The 21,403-nt window shown below is 44.4% G+C and carries 17 protein-coding genes; 6 read left to right on the forward strand and 11 right to left on the reverse strand.

Features of this window, described 5'->3' with window-relative positions; translation table 11 throughout:
* Nucleotides 1-4: 4 nt before the first annotated feature.
* From VTAP4600_RS11505 to VTAP4600_RS11520, 4 genes are all read left to right on the forward strand, one after another.
* Nucleotides 5-874, forward strand: coding sequence for an ABC transporter ATP-binding protein (locus VTAP4600_RS11505; RefSeq protein WP_102522923.1), 870 nt, complete (start codon nucleotides 5-7; stop codon nucleotides 872-874).
* Nucleotides 874-1,743 (forward strand): hypothetical protein, encoded by an 870-nt coding sequence (locus VTAP4600_RS11510; protein ID WP_102522924.1) that lies wholly within the window; start codon nucleotides 874-876, stop codon nucleotides 1,741-1,743. The genes VTAP4600_RS11505 and VTAP4600_RS11510 overlap by 1 nt, the downstream gene beginning before the upstream one ends.
* Nucleotides 1,744-1,925: 182 nt before the next feature.
* Nucleotides 1,926-3,899 carry a HAMP domain-containing methyl-accepting chemotaxis protein gene (locus VTAP4600_RS11515; RefSeq protein WP_102522925.1) on the forward strand — a complete coding sequence of 658 codons (1,974 nt, stop codon included), beginning with the start codon at nucleotides 1,926-1,928 and terminating at the stop codon, nucleotides 3,897-3,899.
* A gap of 9 nt (nucleotides 3,900-3,908) precedes the next feature.
* Entirely contained in the window at nucleotides 3,909-5,279 is a 1,371-nt protein-coding gene (locus tag VTAP4600_RS11520; protein ID WP_102522926.1) for an ABC transporter substrate-binding protein, read from the forward strand.
* 139 nt (nucleotides 5,280-5,418) lie between these two features.
* Here VTAP4600_RS11520 and VTAP4600_RS11525 read toward each other — a convergent pair whose 3' ends face one another.
* Nucleotides 5,419-6,405 carry an ion channel gene (locus VTAP4600_RS11525; protein WP_102522927.1) on the reverse strand — a complete coding sequence of 329 codons (987 nt, stop codon included), beginning with the start codon at nucleotides 6,403-6,405 and terminating at the stop codon, nucleotides 5,419-5,421.
* Between the two features lie 438 nt (nucleotides 6,406-6,843).
* Here VTAP4600_RS11525 and VTAP4600_RS11530 point away from each other — a divergent pair, with 438 nt between their 5' ends.
* Nucleotides 6,844-8,394 carry an alanine/glycine:cation symporter family protein gene (locus tag VTAP4600_RS11530; protein WP_102522928.1) on the forward strand — a complete coding sequence of 517 codons (1,551 nt, stop codon included), beginning with the start codon at nucleotides 6,844-6,846 and terminating at the stop codon, nucleotides 8,392-8,394.
* A gap of 121 nt (nucleotides 8,395-8,515) precedes the next feature.
* On the opposite strand, the gene VTAP4600_RS11535 is transcribed toward VTAP4600_RS11530, so the two are convergent.
* From VTAP4600_RS11535 to guaB, 3 genes are all read right to left on the reverse strand, one after another.
* Nucleotides 8,516-9,112, reverse strand: a complete 597-nt coding sequence (locus VTAP4600_RS11535) for an acetate uptake transporter (RefSeq protein WP_102522929.1) — start codon at nucleotides 9,110-9,112, stop codon at nucleotides 8,516-8,518.
* Between the two features lie 224 nt (nucleotides 9,113-9,336).
* The gene (gene guaA / locus VTAP4600_RS11540; protein ID WP_102522930.1) at nucleotides 9,337-10,890 is read right to left on the reverse strand and encodes a glutamine-hydrolyzing GMP synthase; all 1,554 of its coding nucleotides are present in this window, start codon (nucleotides 10,888-10,890) and stop codon (nucleotides 9,337-9,339) included.
* Nucleotides 10,891-10,962: 72 nt separating this feature from the next.
* Nucleotides 10,963-12,429, reverse strand: a complete 1,467-nt coding sequence (gene guaB, locus VTAP4600_RS11545) for an IMP dehydrogenase (protein WP_102522931.1) — start codon at nucleotides 12,427-12,429, stop codon at nucleotides 10,963-10,965.
* A gap of 212 nt (nucleotides 12,430-12,641) precedes the next feature.
* On the opposite strand from guaB, the gene xseA reads away from it, so the two are divergent.
* Nucleotides 12,642-13,973: an exodeoxyribonuclease VII large subunit gene (gene xseA / locus VTAP4600_RS11550; protein ID WP_102522932.1), complete on the forward strand. Its 1,332-nt coding sequence runs from the start codon at nucleotides 12,642-12,644 to the stop codon at nucleotides 13,971-13,973.
* A gap of 35 nt (nucleotides 13,974-14,008) precedes the next feature.
* Here the strand turns inward: xseA and VTAP4600_RS11555 are convergent, their stop codons facing one another.
* From VTAP4600_RS11555 to ispG, 7 genes are all read right to left on the reverse strand, one after another.
* Complete coding sequence (locus VTAP4600_RS11555; protein ID WP_102522933.1) at nucleotides 14,009-14,236, reverse strand: zinc ribbon domain-containing protein; 228 nt, start codon at nucleotides 14,234-14,236, stop codon at nucleotides 14,009-14,011.
* 311 nt (nucleotides 14,237-14,547) lie between these two features.
* On the reverse strand, nucleotides 14,548-15,450 hold the full coding sequence (locus VTAP4600_RS11560) for a metal-dependent hydrolase (protein ID WP_102522934.1): 903 nt from the start codon (nucleotides 15,448-15,450) through the stop codon (nucleotides 14,548-14,550).
* A gap of 63 nt (nucleotides 15,451-15,513) precedes the next feature.
* Nucleotides 15,514-17,001, reverse strand: coding sequence for a ribosome biogenesis GTPase Der (gene der, locus VTAP4600_RS11565; protein ID WP_102522935.1), 1,488 nt, complete (start codon nucleotides 16,999-17,001; stop codon nucleotides 15,514-15,516).
* A gap of 142 nt (nucleotides 17,002-17,143) precedes the next feature.
* Entirely contained in the window at nucleotides 17,144-18,301 is a 1,158-nt protein-coding gene (gene bamB / locus VTAP4600_RS11570) for an outer membrane protein assembly factor BamB (RefSeq protein WP_102522936.1), read from the reverse strand.
* 12 nt (nucleotides 18,302-18,313) lie between these two features.
* Nucleotides 18,314-18,928, reverse strand: a complete 615-nt coding sequence (locus tag VTAP4600_RS11575) for a YfgM family protein (protein ID WP_102522937.1) — start codon at nucleotides 18,926-18,928, stop codon at nucleotides 18,314-18,316.
* A 12-nt stretch (nucleotides 18,929-18,940) separates the two neighbouring features.
* Nucleotides 18,941-20,209, reverse strand: coding sequence for a histidine--tRNA ligase (hisS, locus tag VTAP4600_RS11580; RefSeq protein WP_102522938.1), 1,269 nt, complete (start codon nucleotides 20,207-20,209; stop codon nucleotides 18,941-18,943).
* A gap of 64 nt (nucleotides 20,210-20,273) precedes the next feature.
* Entirely contained in the window at nucleotides 20,274-21,398 is a 1,125-nt protein-coding gene (ispG, locus tag VTAP4600_RS11585; protein WP_102522939.1) for a flavodoxin-dependent (E)-4-hydroxy-3-methylbut-2-enyl-diphosphate synthase, read from the reverse strand.
* Nucleotides 21,399-21,403: the final 5 nt, after the last annotated feature.

Genomic DNA, 21,403 nt, shown 5'->3' on the forward strand with positions numbered 1-21,403 from the left:
ATTTATGTCCGTTCTTGTCGATGTAAACCAAGTGACGAAAAATTACCAATCCAATAAAGGCAATTCAGATCAAGCCTTACACCCAATCAGCTTTCAGCTACAAGCAGGACAAGTACTTGGCTTACTTGGTCACAACGGCGCGGGAAAATCAACCTTGATTAACGCTTTGCTAGGCAGCCATTTCTGCAATGGGAAGGTCAGTATTTGTGGTTTCGATCCAATCGATGACCACGCTCAAATGATGGAGCATTTGGCCTATATTTCAGATGTGAATGTTCTACCCGAGTGGATGAGTGTAAAACAGCTGATCAACTATACGAATGGCGTCCACCCAAGCTTTAACCGTGAACAGGCAATGCAAGCGCTTGCCAGTACAGACATAAAGCTTACGAGTAAAATCAAACAGCTTTCGAAAGGAATGAAAGTACAACTTCATCTTGCCATCGTCATTGCAACCGATACCAAAGTACTGATTCTTGATGAGCCCACTCTTGGTTTGGACTTATTGTACCGCGATACGTTCTACCAACAATTGCAGCAATGGTTTAAACGCAGTGACAGAGCCCTCATCATTACCAGCCATGAAGTGACGGAAATCGAACATCTGCTTACCGATGTTTTAATCCTCAAGCAAGGCAAAGCCATATATCAAGACAGTATGATCGCGATATCCGAACAATACTTCACACTGCAAGCTCCGCAGCATGTGCACAGTGAAGTAGAAAAGCTATCGCCTTTATCCATTAACGAGCAAGGTGAACAGCTTCATTGCCTGTTCAAGCGAGAGCAAAAACAGCCAGCAGAATCTCTTGGTTCCATTCACCCTGCATCTCTCACTTCACTGTTTATTGCGCTACAAAAGGAGAATCGCTAATGCGCCCTTACCTAGCTATGTTGAACAAAGAACGCATCGAGCATACTTTAATCACTCGCAGCCTATTATTTTTCCTCGTCTGCTCCACCTTGTTATTTGTCAGCTTAATTAGCAGTACGGGTTTGCAAGGTGACGTCTTTATTTCGATGGAATTTCACGGCGATTTCTCCCCAGCCAACATAGACGCTAGCGATGACATCAAGGCCGCGCTTTATCTACTGTATGGCGGCTTATCATTACTGCTATCGGGGCTTTATTTCGCTAAGACGATGCGTAAGGAACGCCAAGAAGGCAGTACGATGTTTTGGCGCAGCATGCCGATATCCCCGCTGCAATTTCACGGTGTAAAACTGTTTTATGGCTTGATCGTTATACCCATGATGTGTGGTGCCTTATTGCTGCTCGCTAACTTGTACCTATACGCCATCAGCATATCAAGTGAGAATCCGCTCGCCTTATTACTTCAATATGACTCTTTGGGCTATGCGCTGATGAGCGGCATAGAGTTCGCGGCTAAAATGTTACTTGGCGTTATTTCGGTGTTTACCCTCGCCAGTATTCTGATGGCGCTTTCTCAACTGACTAATTCGCCTATATTGGTGTTTGTATTTTCAACTTATGTGGCTCAATTTTTTGCGAGCTTGTTACTTGGATTTGATGGTTTAGCCAACTACTTTAGCAGTCTGTACAAAATGCCCTTCTTGATTCTGTTTAATCCAAATCCATGGAGCCCGATTTCAGAAGCTGGCGTGGTGTTTTGGCTTATTTCTATATTGGTGGGCTTACTAGCATTCGCGATTAGCTTATCTCTGAGTCGCACGACTGAGGTGAGTTGGCACAGTTTTAAGCCGAGTAATTTACTGAAATAACCCTCACCTTCCGCGCATTTTTCTCGCGACCTTGGTAAGCAAATTCAATTTGCTTACCAAGGGACGTCCTCGTATCAGCTCACCTTTCTAACATTTTTATAGATTACTTTAAGGATTAGGCAGAAAAGTTGCCATTCCGCTTCTAGTCTTATTAAGTAATTTGTTAGATAGAGAGCTCTCCTATGTCCATTGTTCAGCGCACCATTGCTGGCTTCGCATTAATGTTTGTGTTGTTGATTGCCGTAGCCGCCGTTAACTACAGCAATACCACCAGCATGCACAAGAGATTAAATGCGATTACGCAGCAATCCACCCCTATGGTTATCGCCACTTTTCGTTTACAAACAATTTTACAAGATAGCCACCAAGCATTGTCATATTACGATGCAACTCACGACCTAACCCTGCTTCCTTCTTTGAAGCAAGACTTTCTTGAGACGAAAAATGAGTTTGAAAAAGCCACGCAAACGTTAAAGAATTTTTCTCCCAACACAGACGAACAAAAAAAATTGGATGCCGTTATTAATGCCGCTATTCAGTATTACCAATTTTCAATTCAAGCTATGGGCAGTTACGAGCAAGTTCTCAACAGCAGAGCACAATTAGCTCAACTCAACAGTTCATTTTTGCACTTGGAAGATACCTACTCATGGGCAGCAAATTTACTTTTACAACGCTCGGCCAATAGTCGTTCTTTACAAAATCGTGCAGAACTCATCACCAGTGGTATCAGCCGAGATCTTAAAAACATTCGTCGTATCAACAAAGACACAGATTTAGCCGAACTGAAACAAACCTTAACGGACGATATTAGAGTCGCAAAAGAACGCCTCGCAGGGATCAAGATTGCCGACGATGTAAAAACACGTTTCTTACGTAATGTATCCAAACTAGAGCAATTAGCACTGGCAGAAAATGGACTGCTCAATAGCTCCGCCAACGAAACCTTACACCTAAAACAACAAGCTCAGTATGTTCAACAAGCTGAAAGCCAGATCAATCAAACTCAAGTCATCTTGGGCGAACTGGTTGCGTTAGTGCAAAACTCCGCGTCACAAAGTAGCCTTGCCGCTGAAGAAGCGGCCTCTCAATCAACCGCGACAACCTTGGTGATGGCGTTAATTTCAGCGGTTGTTGCCCTACTTGTTGGCTATACCGTCGCCACCAGTATTCAAAAACCATTAAGAAGGATCAGCCCTGTTCTGCTCAATATGGCCAAAGGTGATATGACGGGCAGAACAGAGTACAAAAGTGCTACTGAGTTTGGTGTCTTGGCTCAAGCCATCGATGAATTGGCGAGCCACACGTCAGGCCTACTGTCAGACATTGGTCAAGGTTCACAGCACTTAGTGAAAGAGGCGGCAAAAACGGCTCAAATCAGTGAACGCACCATGGAACAAGTCGAAGCGCAAAAATCTCAAACTGAAATGGTTGCAACGGCAATATCTCAACTGGAAGTCAGCGCGAGCGAAGTATCTCGCTCGACTGATAACACGCTATCTGAAATCAAACTCGCCAACCAAGCGACTCAAGATGGGCGACAAAAGGTCATCGCCAATCGAGCGACCACCGAGAAACTGGCCGTCGACATTCAAGAAGCGGTTGCTTGCTCAGAGCAACTCGGTCAGTTTTCATCGTCTATCGATAACGTGCTAGATGTAATTCGAAGCATTGCAGAACAAACTAACTTATTGGCGCTCAATGCCGCTATTGAAGCCGCTCGTGCAGGTGAAGCTGGACGCGGATTTGCCGTGGTCGCCGATGAAGTCAGAGCCCTAGCAACACGCTCTCAAGAGTCCACCGAAGAAATTCAAAAAATGATTGAGAACTTACAAACCAGCTCCAAACAGATCATTGAAGTCATGGCTCGTAGCCAAATTCAAACCAATGACTGCGTTGAACAAACCCGACTAACGGAAGAAGCACTTGAAGCCATTACCTCTCGAATGAATGAAATATCTGAAATGTCTTCCCAAATATCTCATGCCACTCAAGAGCAAATCGAAGTGAGTAAAGATGTAGCAAAACACATTAATGGCATTGCTGAAGCCGCGAGGCAAACAGAGCAAGAAGCAAGACAATCTGCGGAAAGTGGCGATGTACTGGCCGATCTTGCTCAACAGCAACAAACACTCATTAATCACTTTAAAGTCTAAGGGGGCATTATGACTATTCGTTCAATTGTTCGCACTATCTTGTCTGCTACCCTACTTTCTGTGGCTAGTGCTAGCTACGCGGTGACATTAACCATTGATACATGGGGAGAAGAAGACACACTTTGGCGTAAATCGTTGATTCCAGCGTTTCAAAAACACCACCCAGACATTGATATAAAACTTAATAAAATCGTTAATTCCAAATATTTTGATACCGTCTCGGACGGATTTAAAAATGGCACCACCGCTGACTTGGTGATCTGTCGTCCTTTTGATATCTCACTCGGTTGGTTCAAGCAAGGCTACCTACTGGAAATTACTGAGATGGAAGGGATGGAGAACTTTCCAAGCTTTGCACAAACACCTTGGCAAACCGACTCCGGTGCCCAAACATTTTGCTTGCCGATGGGTGCGGTCATTCATGGTTTCTTCTACAACAAAACCATCTTCAAACAATTGGGCTTAACCGAACCAAAAACGGAATCAGAATTTTTTGCGTTGCTAGATAAAGTAAAAAACGATGGTCAATATCTACCTCTGGCCTTTAGTACCAAAGACAAGTGGGAATCATCAGAGGTCGGCTACCAAAATATTGGCCCTAACTATTGGCACGGTGAAGACGGACGACTGGGTCTGATTGAAGGCACCGAAAGAATAGACACGCAACCGTACCAACACGCGTTCGCACACCTTGCTCGGTGGTCAGAATATATGGGCGACGATTACAAGCAACGCGGTTATACCGATAGTTGGGATATGTTTAAACAAGGTAAAGCTGCCGTCAGCCCAGCCGGATCTTGGGAAATCGTTAACGTACGAGATAAAGTCGATTTAGGCGTATTTGCTCCACCCGTACCGGATGGCCAAGAGCAATGCTTTTTTAATGATCACACGGATAAAGGCATCGGCATTAATGCCGCTAGTCCGAACAAAGAAGCCGCAATGAAGCTACTAAAATGGATGACGACCAAAGAGTTTGCACAACTGTTTACCGATTCAGAACCCGGCTTTTTCTCACTCTCGAATCACTTCTTTGAGATAACCGATCCAACGGCGATGAAAATGGCAAGCTGGCGTAACCGCTGCGATTCAACCATCCGGAGCTTCGTGCAGATCTTGTCTCGAGGTACGCCTAATTTTGGTGGTGAAATGATGGAAGTCAGTACACAAGTGCTCAACGGTACAATGTCACCACAGCAGGCAACGGAGCGATTGCAACAGGGTCTCGATGCTTGGTATCCCCCACAACAAGAAGCCACCAAGCAGCACAACACTCAACAGCAAGAAAACCAATGTGACTGCTCTGCTCCTCAAGTGGTAGTAAACCATGACCTATATGGCGGCCTAGCCCCAATCGATCCTTCACCAACCTCTAATTAAGCGTTACTCTCCCAACTAAAAAGGCGACCAAACAAGGTCGCCTCTTCTTACTTTCCTACTATCGTTTTTCCTTAAGATCTTACTTTTCGCTTATCGCCTTTTGATTTCTACCTATCGCCTTTAGCTTTTAGCCTCTAACCTATCGAGTCATTTTCTTAACAAAGACCACCACAAACAACGCCATTGTAAAACTGCCCATAAACGCTTCGAATGCCGCGACAAAGCGAGCAAAGCCTATGGGGGAGATATCTCCATATCCTAAGGTCGTGAACGTAACAACGCTGAAATACACCGCATTAAAAAACTCAAAAGCATGAGCATAAAAGTATCCATGCTCTTGCACGGTATAAGTGTTACTCGCGGTAGTACCCAAAAAGAAATACGCTACCGAGCAAATCCAAATCAAAAACATTGAAAATAACACCACTCGCATAGGCGACTCGCCATAACCACAAAACAAATCCACCAGCCGTGAAATAATGCGCTTGGTACTAAATAATGGCATTTGGTAGCGACGAAACTTCATCTCTTTCTTAAAAAAGCTGCCTGCTGTTTCGAACAGACCTTCTTTTTCACACTGTTTTCGAATGGCTCTGGCGACCTCTTCCGCTTCTTGGAAATAGGAAACAGCTTTCTTTTTGTCGCCTTTTTTCAACACTTCTTCTGCTCGCTTTTCTTGCTCTAACTCTTTGCCCCAAACAACATTCTCTAGCCTTGCTCGGGTAAAATCCGTCCCTAAGAGATTACAGCCTTCCATCTGAGCACAATGCAAATTCCCCCCACTTAGGGAAGCTTTCATTAAGGAGGTTCCGCGTAAATCTAAACCAAAAAAATGGGCGTCGGAAAGGTCAGCTCGATAAAAATCTACGTTGCGACATCGGTAACCCGCTTTACTGCCACGGTTAACTAAATTGATATCATTCAACTTCGTACGGGCTAATTGAAATCCATCGAGTGGTTTTCCTGATTTCGCCCATTCTTCCACAGCTTGTTTAACGTCATCACCACTTTTGTCTATGTCGGGATTATGCCAATAACATAACCCTGACTCATCGGAAGGCTGATCACAATGCCAACCATCTTCATTACTGTAACGACAACAGTCTGACGCTGATGTTTTTGCCATAAGTTGCTCCCCTATCCACTTAAGTGTAGGAGGGAATAAACACCTCGCAACGTCATCCTGCGGATAAACGGTCGTTTAAAACAACAAAACCAACAATAGTAAATTTATCTTGTAAGCCCAGATAGAGAACCGAAAGTCATTAACGCGCCAGCAACATACTCTGATAAACACCCTGAATTACAGAGCAATCAACTACCATTTATATAAAATTGAACCGATGAATAAACACCGACCTTTATTGCAATCAGTTACACATAAGCAGCGAAAACCCGACATATATGGCTTTATTTCAGTTTTAAACGTCACCTGATACGACTGAGTCCCCGATCACGCATTTAACTTTTACCAAACATTTAACTTAACAATACTGTTACATCTGGGTTATTGTGTTGCCTGAAAAACATACAATCTTTTTGACCACCTTAGGGACATAATGTTATGCAGTCATTGATCGACGTTCTCAATGGAATTATTTGGAGCCCCGCTCTAATTTACCTCTGCTTAGGCGCTGGATTATTCTATTCAATTCTTACTCGTTTTGTACAAGTGCGACATTTCTCGGAAATGTGGCGTTTGCTACTGTCAGGAAAAAGCTCAACTAAAGGAATATCATCATTTCAAGCACTTGCCGTCTCTCTTTCTGGACGCGTAGGTACGGGTAACATCGCTGGTGTGGCTGCTGCAATCGGTTTTGGTGGCCCTGGTGCGGTATTTTGGATGTGGGTTGTGGCATTTTTTGGCGCGGCGACGGCTTACGCTGAATCAACGCTGGCTCAAATTTACAAAGAAGAAGACGAAGGTCAGTTTCGTGGCGGCCCAGCTTATTACATAGAAAAAGCAATGGGGCAAAAGTGGTATGCATGGATATTTGCGATTGCGACTATTTTTGCTTGTGGCGTACTCTTACCTGGCGTGCAATCAAACAGTATTGGTAATGCTGTTGAAGCGGCATTCGGCCCTGGCGAGATGATTGAAACGGCTATTGGTACTTTTAGCTTTGCCAAAATTTTCACCGGTACTGTTGTTTCTATCATTCTAGGTTTCATCATCTTTGGTGGTGTGAAACGAATCGCTAACTTTACCCAAATTGTCGTGCCTTTCATGGCGCTGGCTTACATCATTATTGCGTTCGTTATCATTTTACTAAATGTTGGCGAAGTACCACGTATCTTCGGCATGATCATCGGTGATGCTTTCACTCCTATGGCAGGCTTTGGTGCTGCGATTGGTTGGGGTGTTAAACGCGGCGTTTATTCTAATGAGGCAGGTCAAGGTACAGGTCCACACGCAGCGGCAGCAGCAAACGTTGATCACCCAGCTCAACAAGGCTTGGTTCAATCGTTCTCTATCTACATTGATACCCTTTTAGTATGTTCTGCAACGGCATTTATGATCCTTATAACGGGCGCATATAACGTACATGGTGGTTCTGAAGGCGTATTCTTGGTGCAGAACCTTTCTGAAAACATTGGTGCCAACGGCCCTGTGTTTACACAAATGGCGATTGAAAGTGCTCTACCGGGTGTCGGTAAGCTGTTCATTGCTTTTGCACTGTTCTTCTTTGCCTTTACGACTATCTTGGCTTACTACTACATCGCAGAAACCAACATCGCTTACATTCGTCGTACATTTAAAGTGAATGGATTAATGTTTGTGCTAAAGCTGGTGTTAATGACAGCAGTATTCTACGGCACCGTTAAAACGGCCAATATGGCATGGGCAATGGGTGACGTTGGTGTGGGCTTAATGGCTTGGTTAAACATCGTTGGTATCATCATTATCTTCTTCATGTCTAAGCCTGCCATCAAGGCACTTAAAGATTACGAGCGTCAGCAAAAAGAAGGCGTCGAAGAATATACCTTTAACCCGGTAGCCCTTGGTATTAAAGGCGCCGATTACTGGGAAGATAAGTACAAACGTAAAACAGGTAAGAATCCAGCAACACAACAAGAAACACCTAACGGGAAGACGGTTGATCAACCTAGTTAGTCATATAACAAGATCTTAAAAAAGATCGTTATAAAAATAAGAAAAAGCGTGGATATAAAAAAGGGTTAGCCAATGGCTAACCCTTTTCTTTCATTCTTAGCTGTTCCCGCAACCTTGAATACTACGCTGCTACTTGTTCCGTAGAAACGCTTGGTGCTTTTTTCTTTTCGCCAATTGGTAGAACCGTACGGCCGTACTCGTTGTTCAACACTTGTGCCATTGCAAAGTAGATTGCGCTTGCGCCACAGAAGATACCTTCGAAACCAGCAATCGTGCCGATAAGCTCACTGCCCGTGAAATCACGAATAGCAAGTAAAGCAAATAGAATGGTCAATGAACCGAATACAACTTGCTTAGCAACAGGGTAGCAAAGTGAACCAAAGAACATGAAGCCTGTGAAGATACCCCAAAGTGTTAGGTACCACCCCATGAAGCCATGTGGGCTTGCAGGAAGACCCATGTAAGGCATAACAATCAGTCCTACAAGAGATAACCAGAATAAGCCATACGAAGTAAATGCTGTTGTACCAAAAGTATCACCACGTTTGAAACACATGATGCCTACGATCACTTGGCTCAAACCACCGTAAAAAATACCCATGGCTAAAATCATAGAATCCATAGGGAAAAAACCCGCATTATGGATATTCAATAGAATAGTAGTCATACCAAAGCCCATCAGGCCAAGTGGTGCAGGGTTTGCGAGTTTCGTAGACATGAAACGATACCTTAGATTAAAAAAAAGCGACAAAATTTGTAAGAAAATTTTAATGGCAATTGAATAATAAAGGGATAGTCACCAGCGTAAAATAAGATTGCAATAATGATCAATACTTACACATGTAACTATAACGTCATGAATGAGATGGGTTTAATATAAAACAAAAGGCCAACTCGAAAGTTGGCCTTTAAAAATTTAATCACATTTTAATATCGGAGTGCTTATTCCCACTCGATAGTTGCTGGTGGTTTACCTGAAATATCATAAACAACACGAGAAATACCTTCTACTTCATTAATAATGCGGTTAGATACCTTACCAAGAAAATCGTACGGCAGGTGAGCCCAATGCGCAGTCATGAAATCAATGGTTTCTACAGCTCGTAGAGAGACAACCCAATCGTATTTACGGCCATCGCCCATTACGCCAACAGAACGTACTGGTAGGAAGACAGTAAATGCTTGAGATACCTTATTGTATAAGTCTGCTGCGTGCAGCTCTTCAATGAAGATAGCATCAGCACGACGTAGCAAGTCACAGTACTCTTTCTTGATTTCACCAAGAACACGAACACCTAGACCAGGACCTGGGAATGGATGGCGGTAAAGCATGTTGTATGGAAGACCTAGCTCCAAGCCAATCTTACGGACTTCATCTTTAAATAGCTCACGTAGTGGCTCAACAAGGCCCATCTCCATATCGTCCGGTAAACCGCCAACATTATGGTGAGATTTAATTACATGCGCTTTACCCGTCTTAGACGCGGCAGATTCGATAACATCTGGGTAGATGGTACCTTGAGCTAACCATTTCGCGTTAGACAGTTTCTTTGATTCTTCATCAAAGATATCAACAAATACGTGACCAATGATTTTACGCTTAGCTTCAGGATCGCTTTCGCCTTCAAGAGCTTCAAGGAAACGTTTTTCAGCTTCAACATGAATGATGTTCAAGCCAAATTTATCACCGAACATATCCATTACTTGCTCAGCTTCGTTTAAACGAAGAAGACCATTATCAACGAATACACATGTTAGTTTGTCGCCAATTGCTCGGTGAGCAAGCATGGCAACAACCGATGAATCAACACCACCAGAAAGACCCAGAATGACTTCATCGTCGCCTACTTGCTCTTTAATGCGAGCAACAGCGTCTTCAATGATAGATTCTGATGTCCACAAACCTTCACAATCACAAGCGTTAAGAACGAAGTTCTCAAGCATTTTTAGGCCGTTTTTAGTGTGGGTTACTTCAGGGTGGAACTGAACACCGTAGTATTTCTTCTCTTCATTTGCCATAGCAGCATACGGACAAGTGTCTGTTTGCGCTGTTTTAACAAAATCAGATGGGATCTCTACCACTTTGTCACCGTGGCTCATCCAAACATCTTGAGTGCTCTCAAGATCTTTAAACAAAGCAGATTCGCCAGTCACTTGTACTGCTGCGTAACCAAATTCACGCTCATTAGAACCAGCAACTTTACCACCAAGCTGTTCAGCCATGGTTTGCATGCCGTAGCAGATACCGAATACAGGTACACCAGAATCAAATACGTACTGAGGAGCACGAGGAGAATTTGCTTCTGTAACGCTTTCAGGGCCACCAGAAAGAATGATACCGTCTGGGTTGAATTCACGGATGTCCGATTCTTCAACGTCCCAGCTCCAAAGTTCACAGTAAACACCGATTTCACGGATACGGCGAGCTACAAGCTGAGTGTACTGTGAGCCAAAATCTAGGATCAAAATACGTTGGTCATGAATGTTCTTAGTCATTGTCTTCTCTTAAGATCAAATAGGTTAAGCGATGGAGATACCGCGGTATCTCCAAGGTTAAGTCTGGGCTAATTACTGACCAGTGCGGTAGTTAGGTGCTTCTTTAGTCATTTGTACGTCGTGTACGTGTGACTCTTTCATGCCAGCACCAGAGATGCGAACAAATTCAGCTTTAGTACGCATGTCTTCGATAGTTGCACTACCGGTTAGACCCATGCTTGAACGTAAACCACCCATTTGTTGGTGAACGATTTCTTTCAAGCGGCCTTTGTATGCGATACGACCTTCGATACCTTCAGGAACAAGCTTGTCTGCTGCGTTATCTGACTGGAAGTAACGGTCAGAAGAACCTTGAGACATTGCACCAAGCGAGCCCATGCCACGGTAAGATTTGTAAGTACGGCCTTGGTAAAGTTCAACTTCACCCGGCGCTTCTTCAGTACCCGCAAACATAGAGCCAACCATCACACAAGATGCGCCCGCTGCGATTGCTTTACAAATGTCACCAGAGTAACGGATGCCGCCATCAGCAATAACAGGAATACCTGCCTTGTTTGCCGCTTCAGCCGCATCAGAGATAGCGGTAATTTGAGGAACACCAACACCCGTAACGATACGAGTAGTACAGATAGAGCCAGGGCCGATGCCCACTTTAACTGCACTTACACCAGCATCGATTAGTGCTTGAGCACCTGATGCTGTCGCAACGTTACCGCCGATGATGTCTAGATCTGGGAATGCCGCACGTGTTTCACGAATGCGGTTAAGTACACCTTCAGAGTGACCGTGTGAAGAATCGATAAGAAGAATGTCAACGCCTGCTTCAACCAATGCTTGAACACGTTCTTCGTTACCAGCGCCAGCACCAACGGCTGCGCCAACACGTAGACGACCTTGCGCATCTTTACATGCGTTTGGTTTACGTTCTGCTTTGTGGAAGTCTTTTGCCGTGATCATACCTTTTAGTTGGAATTCATCATTCACAACCAGGATTTTCTCAACACGGTGCTCTTGCATTAGCTTTTGAACTTCTTCGCGAGAAGTCCCTTCTTTTACGGTTGCAAGGCGAGCTTTCGGTGTCATTACGTCTTCAACTTTTTTCGTTAAATCGGTAACGAAACGAACGTCACGGCCAGTAATGATACCAACCAGTTCGTTATTTGCTGTTACAACAGGGTAACCAGCAAAGCCGTTGTCTTCTGTTAGTGTTTTAACATCAGCAATGGTTGCTTCAGGCTTAATAGTAACGGGCGCTGTAACAACACCAGCTTCAAAGATCTTAACAAGATGCACTTGATGAGCTTGCTGCTCAATAGACATGTTTTTGTGGATAAAGCCGATACCACCTTCTTGCGCCAATGCAATTGCAAGGCGCGCTTCCGTAACTGTATCCATTGATGCTGAGATCATTGGAACGTTCAGCGTGATGTTTTTAGTTAACTGAGTGCGAAGATCAGCTGTGTTCGGAAGAACGGTAGAGTGTGCTGGGACGAGTAGGACGTCATCAAAAGTTAAAGCTTCTTTTGCGATTCGTAGCATTTGCAATATCTCACAACAAAGGTGTTAAAAGGAGTAAACCCAAACTTTATCGTTTCGCATAATAAAGTTGATTTGGATTTGATATTGCAGACGGATTATACGCACAGCGCAATCGCTTGACCACACATTTTTTTAAATTTAATTTGCAATGTACCCCTTGATATGTATTATATTGCCGCTAACTTCCATACTCAGGTCCCCGAGATTAGATTGTGTCTTCTCTGACCAATAATAATATTTTCACTGTTTCTCGTCTTAATGCCGAAGTTCGTCTGTTACTTGAGAACGAGATGGGCATCGTATGGTTAGTTGGTGAGATTTCGAATTTTTCTGCACCGGTTTCAGGCCACTGGTATCTCACTCTTAAAGATAGCCGTGCCCAAGTCAAATGTGCCATGTTCCGTGGCAATAATCGTCGCGTTACCTTTAAACCCCAAAGTGGCAATCAAGTATTAGTGAAAGCACGCCTGTCTCTTTATGAGCCTCGTGGTGACTACCAACTGATCATTGAAAGCATGCAACCTGAGGGTGATGGCCGACTGCAACAGCAATTTGAAGCGTTAAAGATGCAACTTGCCGCTGAAGGGCTTTTTTCCCAAAGCAGCAAACAGCCAATCCCGGAGCATCCGAAATGCGTTGGTGTCATCACGTCAAAAACGGGGGCTGCGTTATACGATATTTTGGATGTACTCAAACGACGCGACCCTAGCCTACCGGTTGTGATTTATCCAACCATGGTTCAAGGTGACAACGCCGCGATCTCTATCGCCCAAGCCATTGGTCGCGCAAACAGTCGCAACGAATGTGATGTTTTGATTGTTGGCCGAGGTGGTGGTTCTCTAGAAGACCTCTGGTGCTTCAATAATGAAATTTTGGCGCGCACCATTGCTTCTAGTCAAATTCCGATCGTTTCTGCGGTTGGCCATGAGGTTGACGTCACGATCGCTGACTTTGTAGCAGACATGCGAGCCCCCACTCCATCAGCGGCGGCTGAGTTGATCAGCCGTGATAACAGCCATAAAGATCAAGCTATCAGTCAAAGAAAGCAACAACTGGCACATGCCATGTCTCGCTACTTGTCTGATTACAAATATCAGTTCAGCCAGCTAGAACGCCAACTTGAAAAACGTCATCCGAATTACCTACTTCAATTGCAGTCTCAGAAGTTAGATGAGTTAGAAGTCCGCCTGCACTCGGCGATACAAAGCAAAGTGCGTAAGGCTTCGAATCGAGTTCAATCCTTGTCGCACCGTTTAGCACTTCAGACACCGGCGCACAAGCTTACCGGACAGCAAAACCACCTCGCTCGCTCTAAACAAAAGCTCATGGATGCTATGGACAGGCAACTATTGATTTCCCGCCACCAGCTTTCAATGGCGGCAGAAAAGCTTGATACGGTTAGCCCTTTAGCAACACTCATGCGTGGCTACAGTATTTCTCAGTCGAGTGACGGCCAAGTCATCACTAAAGCGAACCAAGTTCAATCTGGTGATCGTCTTGTGACTCGACTTGCGGATGGTAAAATTTACTCAACGATCGACTAACATTGCTCTGATTGAATTGTTCAGAATGAGAGCCCTTAATCTGCACTGTGAAATTCAAATCGTACCCGTGATTTGGATTTCAGTTCATTGCAGTGATGACAAAAGTGACTTGCCGACCCACAAGCTTGCAGCTTTTCTAATTCCGCTTCGCAGTCAGGACAAAATCCTATTTTCTTAAAACTCGCAGAACAATCCTCACATTGATAAATCCCTTTATTCCAGACTAATTCGCTCTCACACGCCGGACATTGATTCGCTGACATTATTTTCTTCCTTTCGTTTTCAATTTTGATCGCCTTGACTCAGTCCTGCACATAACAAGATCTAGATCACATTATTTTATATGCTTCCGCAATTTGATCCAGATAGAACGACGACTCTTTGTTCAATTTGTTGAAATCGCGTACAGTGATCTTTATCGGATCATTTGCTTTGACTGTAATGATCAGCGATCTACCCCAAAAAGAATTTTTATATAACCACACCCCGAAAGCATAAGTTACATGTCCTGCTTTTGGATTTCATGCAGTTTAATATATTGCAATATAGCTATATATACCACTCAAACAGAATATTAAATTCGATCAATTGCTTTTACATAAGTCTGCATTTCGATATTTTGTTCTTCTGTCAGTGAAAGTGCGACTTCAACAGCCCCAAAGTCCGATAATTGGTCAATATGTGTGCCACCACAAGGTGTGGAAGCATGTAAATCGACTTCCAACTGACATTCCCAGTATCGAGAGTCCGTTAAATGGCTACCGTCGCAACGCATGGTTACCTTGCCACCAAATTCGAGCCATGATTGCAGCTGTTGGTTTATTTTATATTCAATGTCCGACAACTCCGCTAAAACATTCGCACTGTTTAAGCCGCGTTTACGTAATGTTTTACCTAATCTATAGATGTCTGTGCATTTATCCGGTGTGATGAAACTGGTTTCCTGGGCATAACTATTGAAATCAGGATGACCGAGTGGATCTTTACGGTCTGGATCTTTTCGCCAATAGCTCTGCGCCAATACTTTATTTAACGCTAGATACGCAATATGCCCGGCACTGTGACCACGGCTCAGACTCTGTTGATAAGCTTTATCGACTTGAAGCTCAATCGTGTCACCGACCTTAATGATGTCGTTAAGGTCGGTCTCAGGCATTGGCTCAATTCTGTGAACAACAACAAATACCCACCCCGCAGTATCTCTTTTTACGGGGATGTCTTTATCAACAAACAATGTCCCTGTTTCCAACTCAATAGCGCCAACCAAACAATTTGTCAGTTCAAATTGGTTTCCCGCGACAGATAGGTTGCCCTTATCTGCTGGATGATCAGGCCATATGTGACTGACTGGGTGAAATGGGGTTTGTTCGACAATAATATCCACGCCATTTTCACAAGATTCAACTTTGCTGATTGTAGAAGTCAGTTGCCAGGTCTGGTGACAAAAATGGACTTGGGTTGCTTTGTAAGCAGACATAAAATTTCCTTATAAAAAAAGCGCCGGTTAAGGGCGCTTCTTATTTAAATTGGTGAGTCGTTACTACTTTTTACGACCTTTAACTGCTGACATCAAGCGCTTGCGTTTACGCTCTTGAGAAAGAGTCATTTTGTTTGATTTACCTTCAAACGGGTTTTCACTGTTTTGGAAGCGAATACGGATTGGAGTACCCATAATTTCCAAAGAGCGACGGTAGTAGTTCATCAAGAAGCGCTTGTATGAATCTGGCAGTTCATTCACTTGGTTACCGTGAATCACAACGATTGGTGGGTTATAACCACCCGCATGCGCGTATTTTAGCTTAACACGACGGCCACGAACCATTGGTGGTTGGTGATCATCTTGTGCCATTTTCATGATACGAGTTAGAACGGAAGTACCAACACGTGTCGTTGCTGACTTATACGCTTCTTGAACTGACTCGAATAAGTTACCAACACCCGTACCGTGCAAAGCAGAGATAAAGTGAATGCGAGCGAAATCAACGAAGCCTAAACGGCGATCCAGTTCTTTCTTAACGCGATCTTTCACTTCAGTGTCTAGACCATCCCACTTATTGACTGCGATAACAATTGAACGACCCGCATTCAATGCAAAGCCAAGCAAGCTCAAGTCTTGATCTGAGATGTTCTCGCGAGCATCAATGATAAGCAAAACAACGTTTGCATCTTCAACCGCTTTCAATGTTTTAACAACAGAGAATTTCTCTACTGTTTCATTGATATTTTTACGACGACGAACGCCCGCCGTGTCGATCAGTACGTATTCACGCTCATCACGCTGCATCGGAATGTAGATAGAATCACGAGTTGTCCCTGGCATATCGTATACCACGACTCGTTCTTCACCCAAAATTCGGTTAGTCAGCGTCGATTTACCTACGTTTGGACGACCGATGATTGCAAGCTTGATTGGTTGGTCTTGTAGACGTTGGAATTCAGCTTCTGCTTCTTCTTCAGTGTAATCAAGTTGTTCTTCGTCTTCATCGATAAAGCCCGTTAGGTCTTCAATGCCTTCACGAGATTCCGCTAAAAACTTCTCTGCGAATGGGTCAAGAGCAAGATCAATCAACGCAGTTACGCCACGACCATGCGCCGCTGCGATTTGGTACATGTCATCCACACCAAGCTGCCAGAAATCCGCGCTCGCTGCATCAGCATCAATACCATCAACTTTGTTGACCACAAGCATGGCTGGCTTTTCAAGTTTACGCAGGTGCTGTGAGATTGCGATATCCGATGGAGTCAATCCAGCTCGGCCATCAACCATAAACAATACGACGTCAGCTTCATCAATCGCCGCGAGCGACTGCTCTGCCATTTTGGTTTCAACGCCGTCTTCAGTGCCGTCAATACCGCCAGTATCGATGACAATAAATTCGTGCTCGCCTAGATGTGCGTGACCGTATTTGCGATCCCTAGTTAAACCAGGAAAATCCGCAACTAATGCATCACGTGTGCGAGTCAAACGGTTAAATAACGTCGACTTACCAACGTTAGGGCGCCCAACCAGAGCAACAACAGGAGTCATAATTACCTCTACAATGTCTTTTCTACGATGTAGTTATAGGTAAATTTGAGTTAATTTACCTATAACCACATGGATTAATTATCAATAAAACGGCTCTTGACCTATAAAAGCCAAGAGCCGAATGTGAATTGTATCACGTTATTTACTGAATCTGGAGTTTCTTTACATCACCAGAACGGGTCACTACAAGGTAACCATCGTCCAGCTTAATTGGGCCAACAGCAAATCCACTGCTATCAACCATTTGTTGTGCCAAGAACTCACCCGACTCCGTATCAAGCCAATGCAAATAACCTTCGCTGTCACCCACGACCAACTTGCCGTCAATGATAGCTGGGCCCGTCAGTTGACGATATTCAAGTTCTGCATTGCTCCAAATCTCAGTCCCACTTCGAGCATCAACTGCAACAAGGTGGTCTTTATCTGTAACGAGATAAATTTGATCGCCATCCGTTGCCATATCGGTTGCTGATGAATACGTGCGCTTCCATGTCGGAGAACCTGAACGCAAGTCAATTGCAACCAATTGGCCGTTGATGCCAACGGTATAAAGCATGCCGCCAATAATGAGTGGAGAAGTATCGGAATCTACCAGACGATCAATCTCAGTAGAACCCTTTGGTGTTCCAACCGGTTGTTGCCAAATCAGCTGACCACGTTCCACAATTGCCGCCGCTAAGCGACCATTTGCGGTTCCCCAAAAAATACCACCAGAGATAGCCACTGGAGTACTGTCACCACGTAAAGTTAACGACGGTACTTCAGAGCTAATGGTCCACTTTTCTTCGCCACTTGATTGATCTAAGGCGATCAATGCACCACGTGATGTATGAACCATAACTAAGTTAGCGTCGGTCACGGGTGAGGCTAATACTTCACCTTCAACCGGCACTCGCCATAGCTCTTCGCCCGTTTTCTGATCAAGCGCGATCACTTCACCGTTTTCAGTACCTATGTACAGTTTTCCGTAAGATGCGGTAACACCACCAGAGAGGCGCGAAGTACTGACTTTTTCAAGGTTTTGACTCCAGATAACTTTACCGTTCTCAGGGTCAAATGCCTTTACTTCGCCATTACGGCTTGCAACGAATACCTTTTCGTAAGCGTAAACAGGTTTTAGCTTAGAAAAATAATGCCCAACACCATCTCCAACAGAAGCAGACCAATCGCTTTTAGGGACAAACTGGCTCTCTACGACAGGGAGCGGCGCCATAACAATGGTATCTTCTTCACTAGCACAACCAATGACACCGCCTAAAACAACGGCGCACACCAGCGCTCTACTGAGCATCTTTTTCATTTATCTATCACCTTACTTGGCAAGATCGTCCAATTTTACTTTCAGCATTTGGCTAGCATCAGTTTGCTGCTGAGCTTCTGTATACGCAGTGTAAGCACCTTCTGCATCGCCTTGACGCAATAGAATATCACCACGCAATTCAGCAATACGCCCAGCCCAATCGGCACTCGCAATCGCATCTAACTCAGAAAACGCTTTATCATAGTTTTCTTGTTCAGCAAGAAGGCGAGCAATTCTAAACGTAATGACAGGCAAAATTGCTTCGTCTTTGCTGTTATTTTTTGCCCACTCAAGTTGATTCAATGCGGCGTCAAAGTCTCCGTCGTCGACCTGCGCTTTTGCTAACTGCAAAGCGGCCAATACTGAGTATTGAGAATCGCCATTGGCATCGATAAAGTTTTGAGTCGCTTCAATGCCACCCGCACCTTGAGCCTGAAGTGTTGTTAATGCAGAAGTATAAGCTTGTGAAGCAGCATCTTGCGCGCTTACCTGCATATCTTGATAATAACGCCAGCCGAAAATACCACCCAGACCAACCACTGCGCCTAGAGCAACAGCTTTACCATTTTCTTTCCACCAGTCTTTGATGGCTTCTACTTGTTGTTCTTCAGTATCGTAGAGTTCCACGTCCTGTCCTCTTTAGATCAAATGCTTAAGTTGCGCAGCGACATCGGCTTGAGCAACGGTTGTTTGTTCACCACCAGTTAGGTCTTTAACCACGACCTTGCTTTCCGCGATTTCGTTTTCGCCAAGCACTAGGGCAATTGCTGCGCCGACTTTGTCAGCACGCTTAAATTGTTTCTTAAAGTTACCACCACCGAAGTGAGTCATGATTCGTAAACCAGGAACTTCTTCACGCAGTTGTTCTGCTAATTTCATCGCCGCGATTTGGGTACCTTCACCCGCCGTCACCATGTATACATCTACACTACGACGTACTTCAGCAAGGTCGAGTTCTTCTAGCATTAAGACTAAACGCTCTAGACCCATAGCAAAGCCAACCGCTGGGGTAGCTTTACCACCTAATTGCTCAACCAAACCATCGTAGCGACCACCACCACAAACGGTGCCTTGAGCACCTAGGCTCTCAGTGATCCACTCGAAAACGGTACGGTTGTAGTAATCCAGACCACGAACTAAGCGTTGATTCACTTGGTATTCGATACCTGCAGCGTCAAGAAGTTCACAAAGACCTGCAAAATGCGCTTTTGAGTCTTCGTCTAGGTAATCTGATAGTTGCGGTGCATCAACTAGGATCGCTTGAATATCCGCATTCTTAGTATCCAATACACGCAACGGGTTAGTATGCATGCGACGCTTACAATCGTCATCCAATACATCTAGGTGTTGTTCTAAGAATTCGATCAATGCCACACGGTAATTAGCGCGAGCATCAAGAGAGCCAATAGAGTTAAGCTCTAGGCGCACATGCGACTCGATACCCAGCTCACGCCAAAGACGCGCGGTCATCATAATAAGTTCGGCGTCGACATCAGGGCCATTCAATCCAAACACTTCAACACCACATTGGTGGAATTGACGATAACGGCCTTTTTGAGGACGCTCATGGCGGAACATAGGGCCCATGTACCACAAACGCTGCTCTTGGTTATAAAGCAAACCGTTTTCGATACCAGAACGTACACAACCAGCCGTCCCTTCAGGTCGTAGTGTCAGGCTACTGCCGTTACGGTCTTCAAAGGTATACATTTCTTTTTCTACAACATCGGTTACTTCACCGATAGCGCGACTAAACAAGTTCGTCGTCTCAACGATAGGCATACGAACTTCGTTGTAACCGTATGCGCTGACTACATGTTTAACCGTATTCTCAACTTTTTGCCAAAGTGGAGATTGTGTCGGAAGGCAGTCGTTCATGCCTCGAATTGCTTGAATAGTCTTTGCCACAGTTTTTTCCGTATTTAGTAATTCATTGAGATAAATATATTTGTGCTCTAAAACCCAAGTCCGACTATTTGTCGATCACGTGGGTAACATCGATACGTTGGTTTTCATCCAACATCGACGCTTTTGCTCGAATTTTAGCTTCAAGTTTCGCGACAAGATCGTCATTGTCGAAACGTTCTTTCTGACGTTTACCATCTTCATAGAACGCACTTTTATTGTTACCGCCAGCAATACCCATATGAGAAACTTCTGCTTCACCAGGGCCATTAACGACACAACCAATAATGGATACATCCATTGGTGTGATAATGTCTTCAAGGCGTTCTTCCAGTGCATTCACGGTGTTAATGACGTCGAATTCTTGACGAGAACAACTTGGGCAAGCAATAAAATTAATACCACGAGAACGTATTCTCAGCGATTTCAATATATCAAAGCCTACTTTGATCTCTTCAACAGGGTCGGCGGCCAATGAAATACGTAATGTATCGCCAATACCTTCAGACAACAGCATACCAAGACCAACGGCCGATTTTACAGAGCCTGCGCGAGCACCGCCCGCTTCAGTAATACCTAAATGCAAAGGTTGCTCGATTTCTTTTGCCAGCAGTCGGTATGAATCAACGGCAAGGAAGACATCGGATGCTTTTACACTAACTTTAAATTGATCGAAGTTCATTCGATCTAAAATATCAACGTGACGCATTGCCGATTCAACTAATGCAGCCGCTGTAGGTTCGGTGTACTTAACCTGAATGTCTTTTTCTAATGACCCACCATTCACGCCAATTCGAATCGGAATGTTTTTGTCACGAGCGCAATCAACCACTGAGCGAATACGACTTTCATTGCCAATATTACCCGGATTAATCCGCAAACAATCAACACCGTATTCCGCCACCTTAAGCGCGATACGATAATCAAAATGAATATCGGCAACCAAAGGCACAGAAACTTGCTGTTTGATCAGCTTAAACGCTTCTGCCGCTTCCATGGTAGGAACCGAAACTCGAACGATATCAGCGCCCACTTTGATGAGTGCATTAATCTGCGCGACAGTTGCAGCTACATCTGTCGTACGTGTGTTTGTCATTGACTGCACCGCAATAGGGGCACCGTCACCAATAGGCACGTCACCCACGTAAATACGTGTAGACTTGCGACGTTTAATAGGAGATTCGTGTTGCATAATCG

Source organism: Vibrio tapetis subsp. tapetis, from assembly GCF_900233005.1.
Lineage (GTDB): Bacteria > Pseudomonadota > Gammaproteobacteria > Enterobacterales > Vibrionaceae > Vibrio > Vibrio tapetis.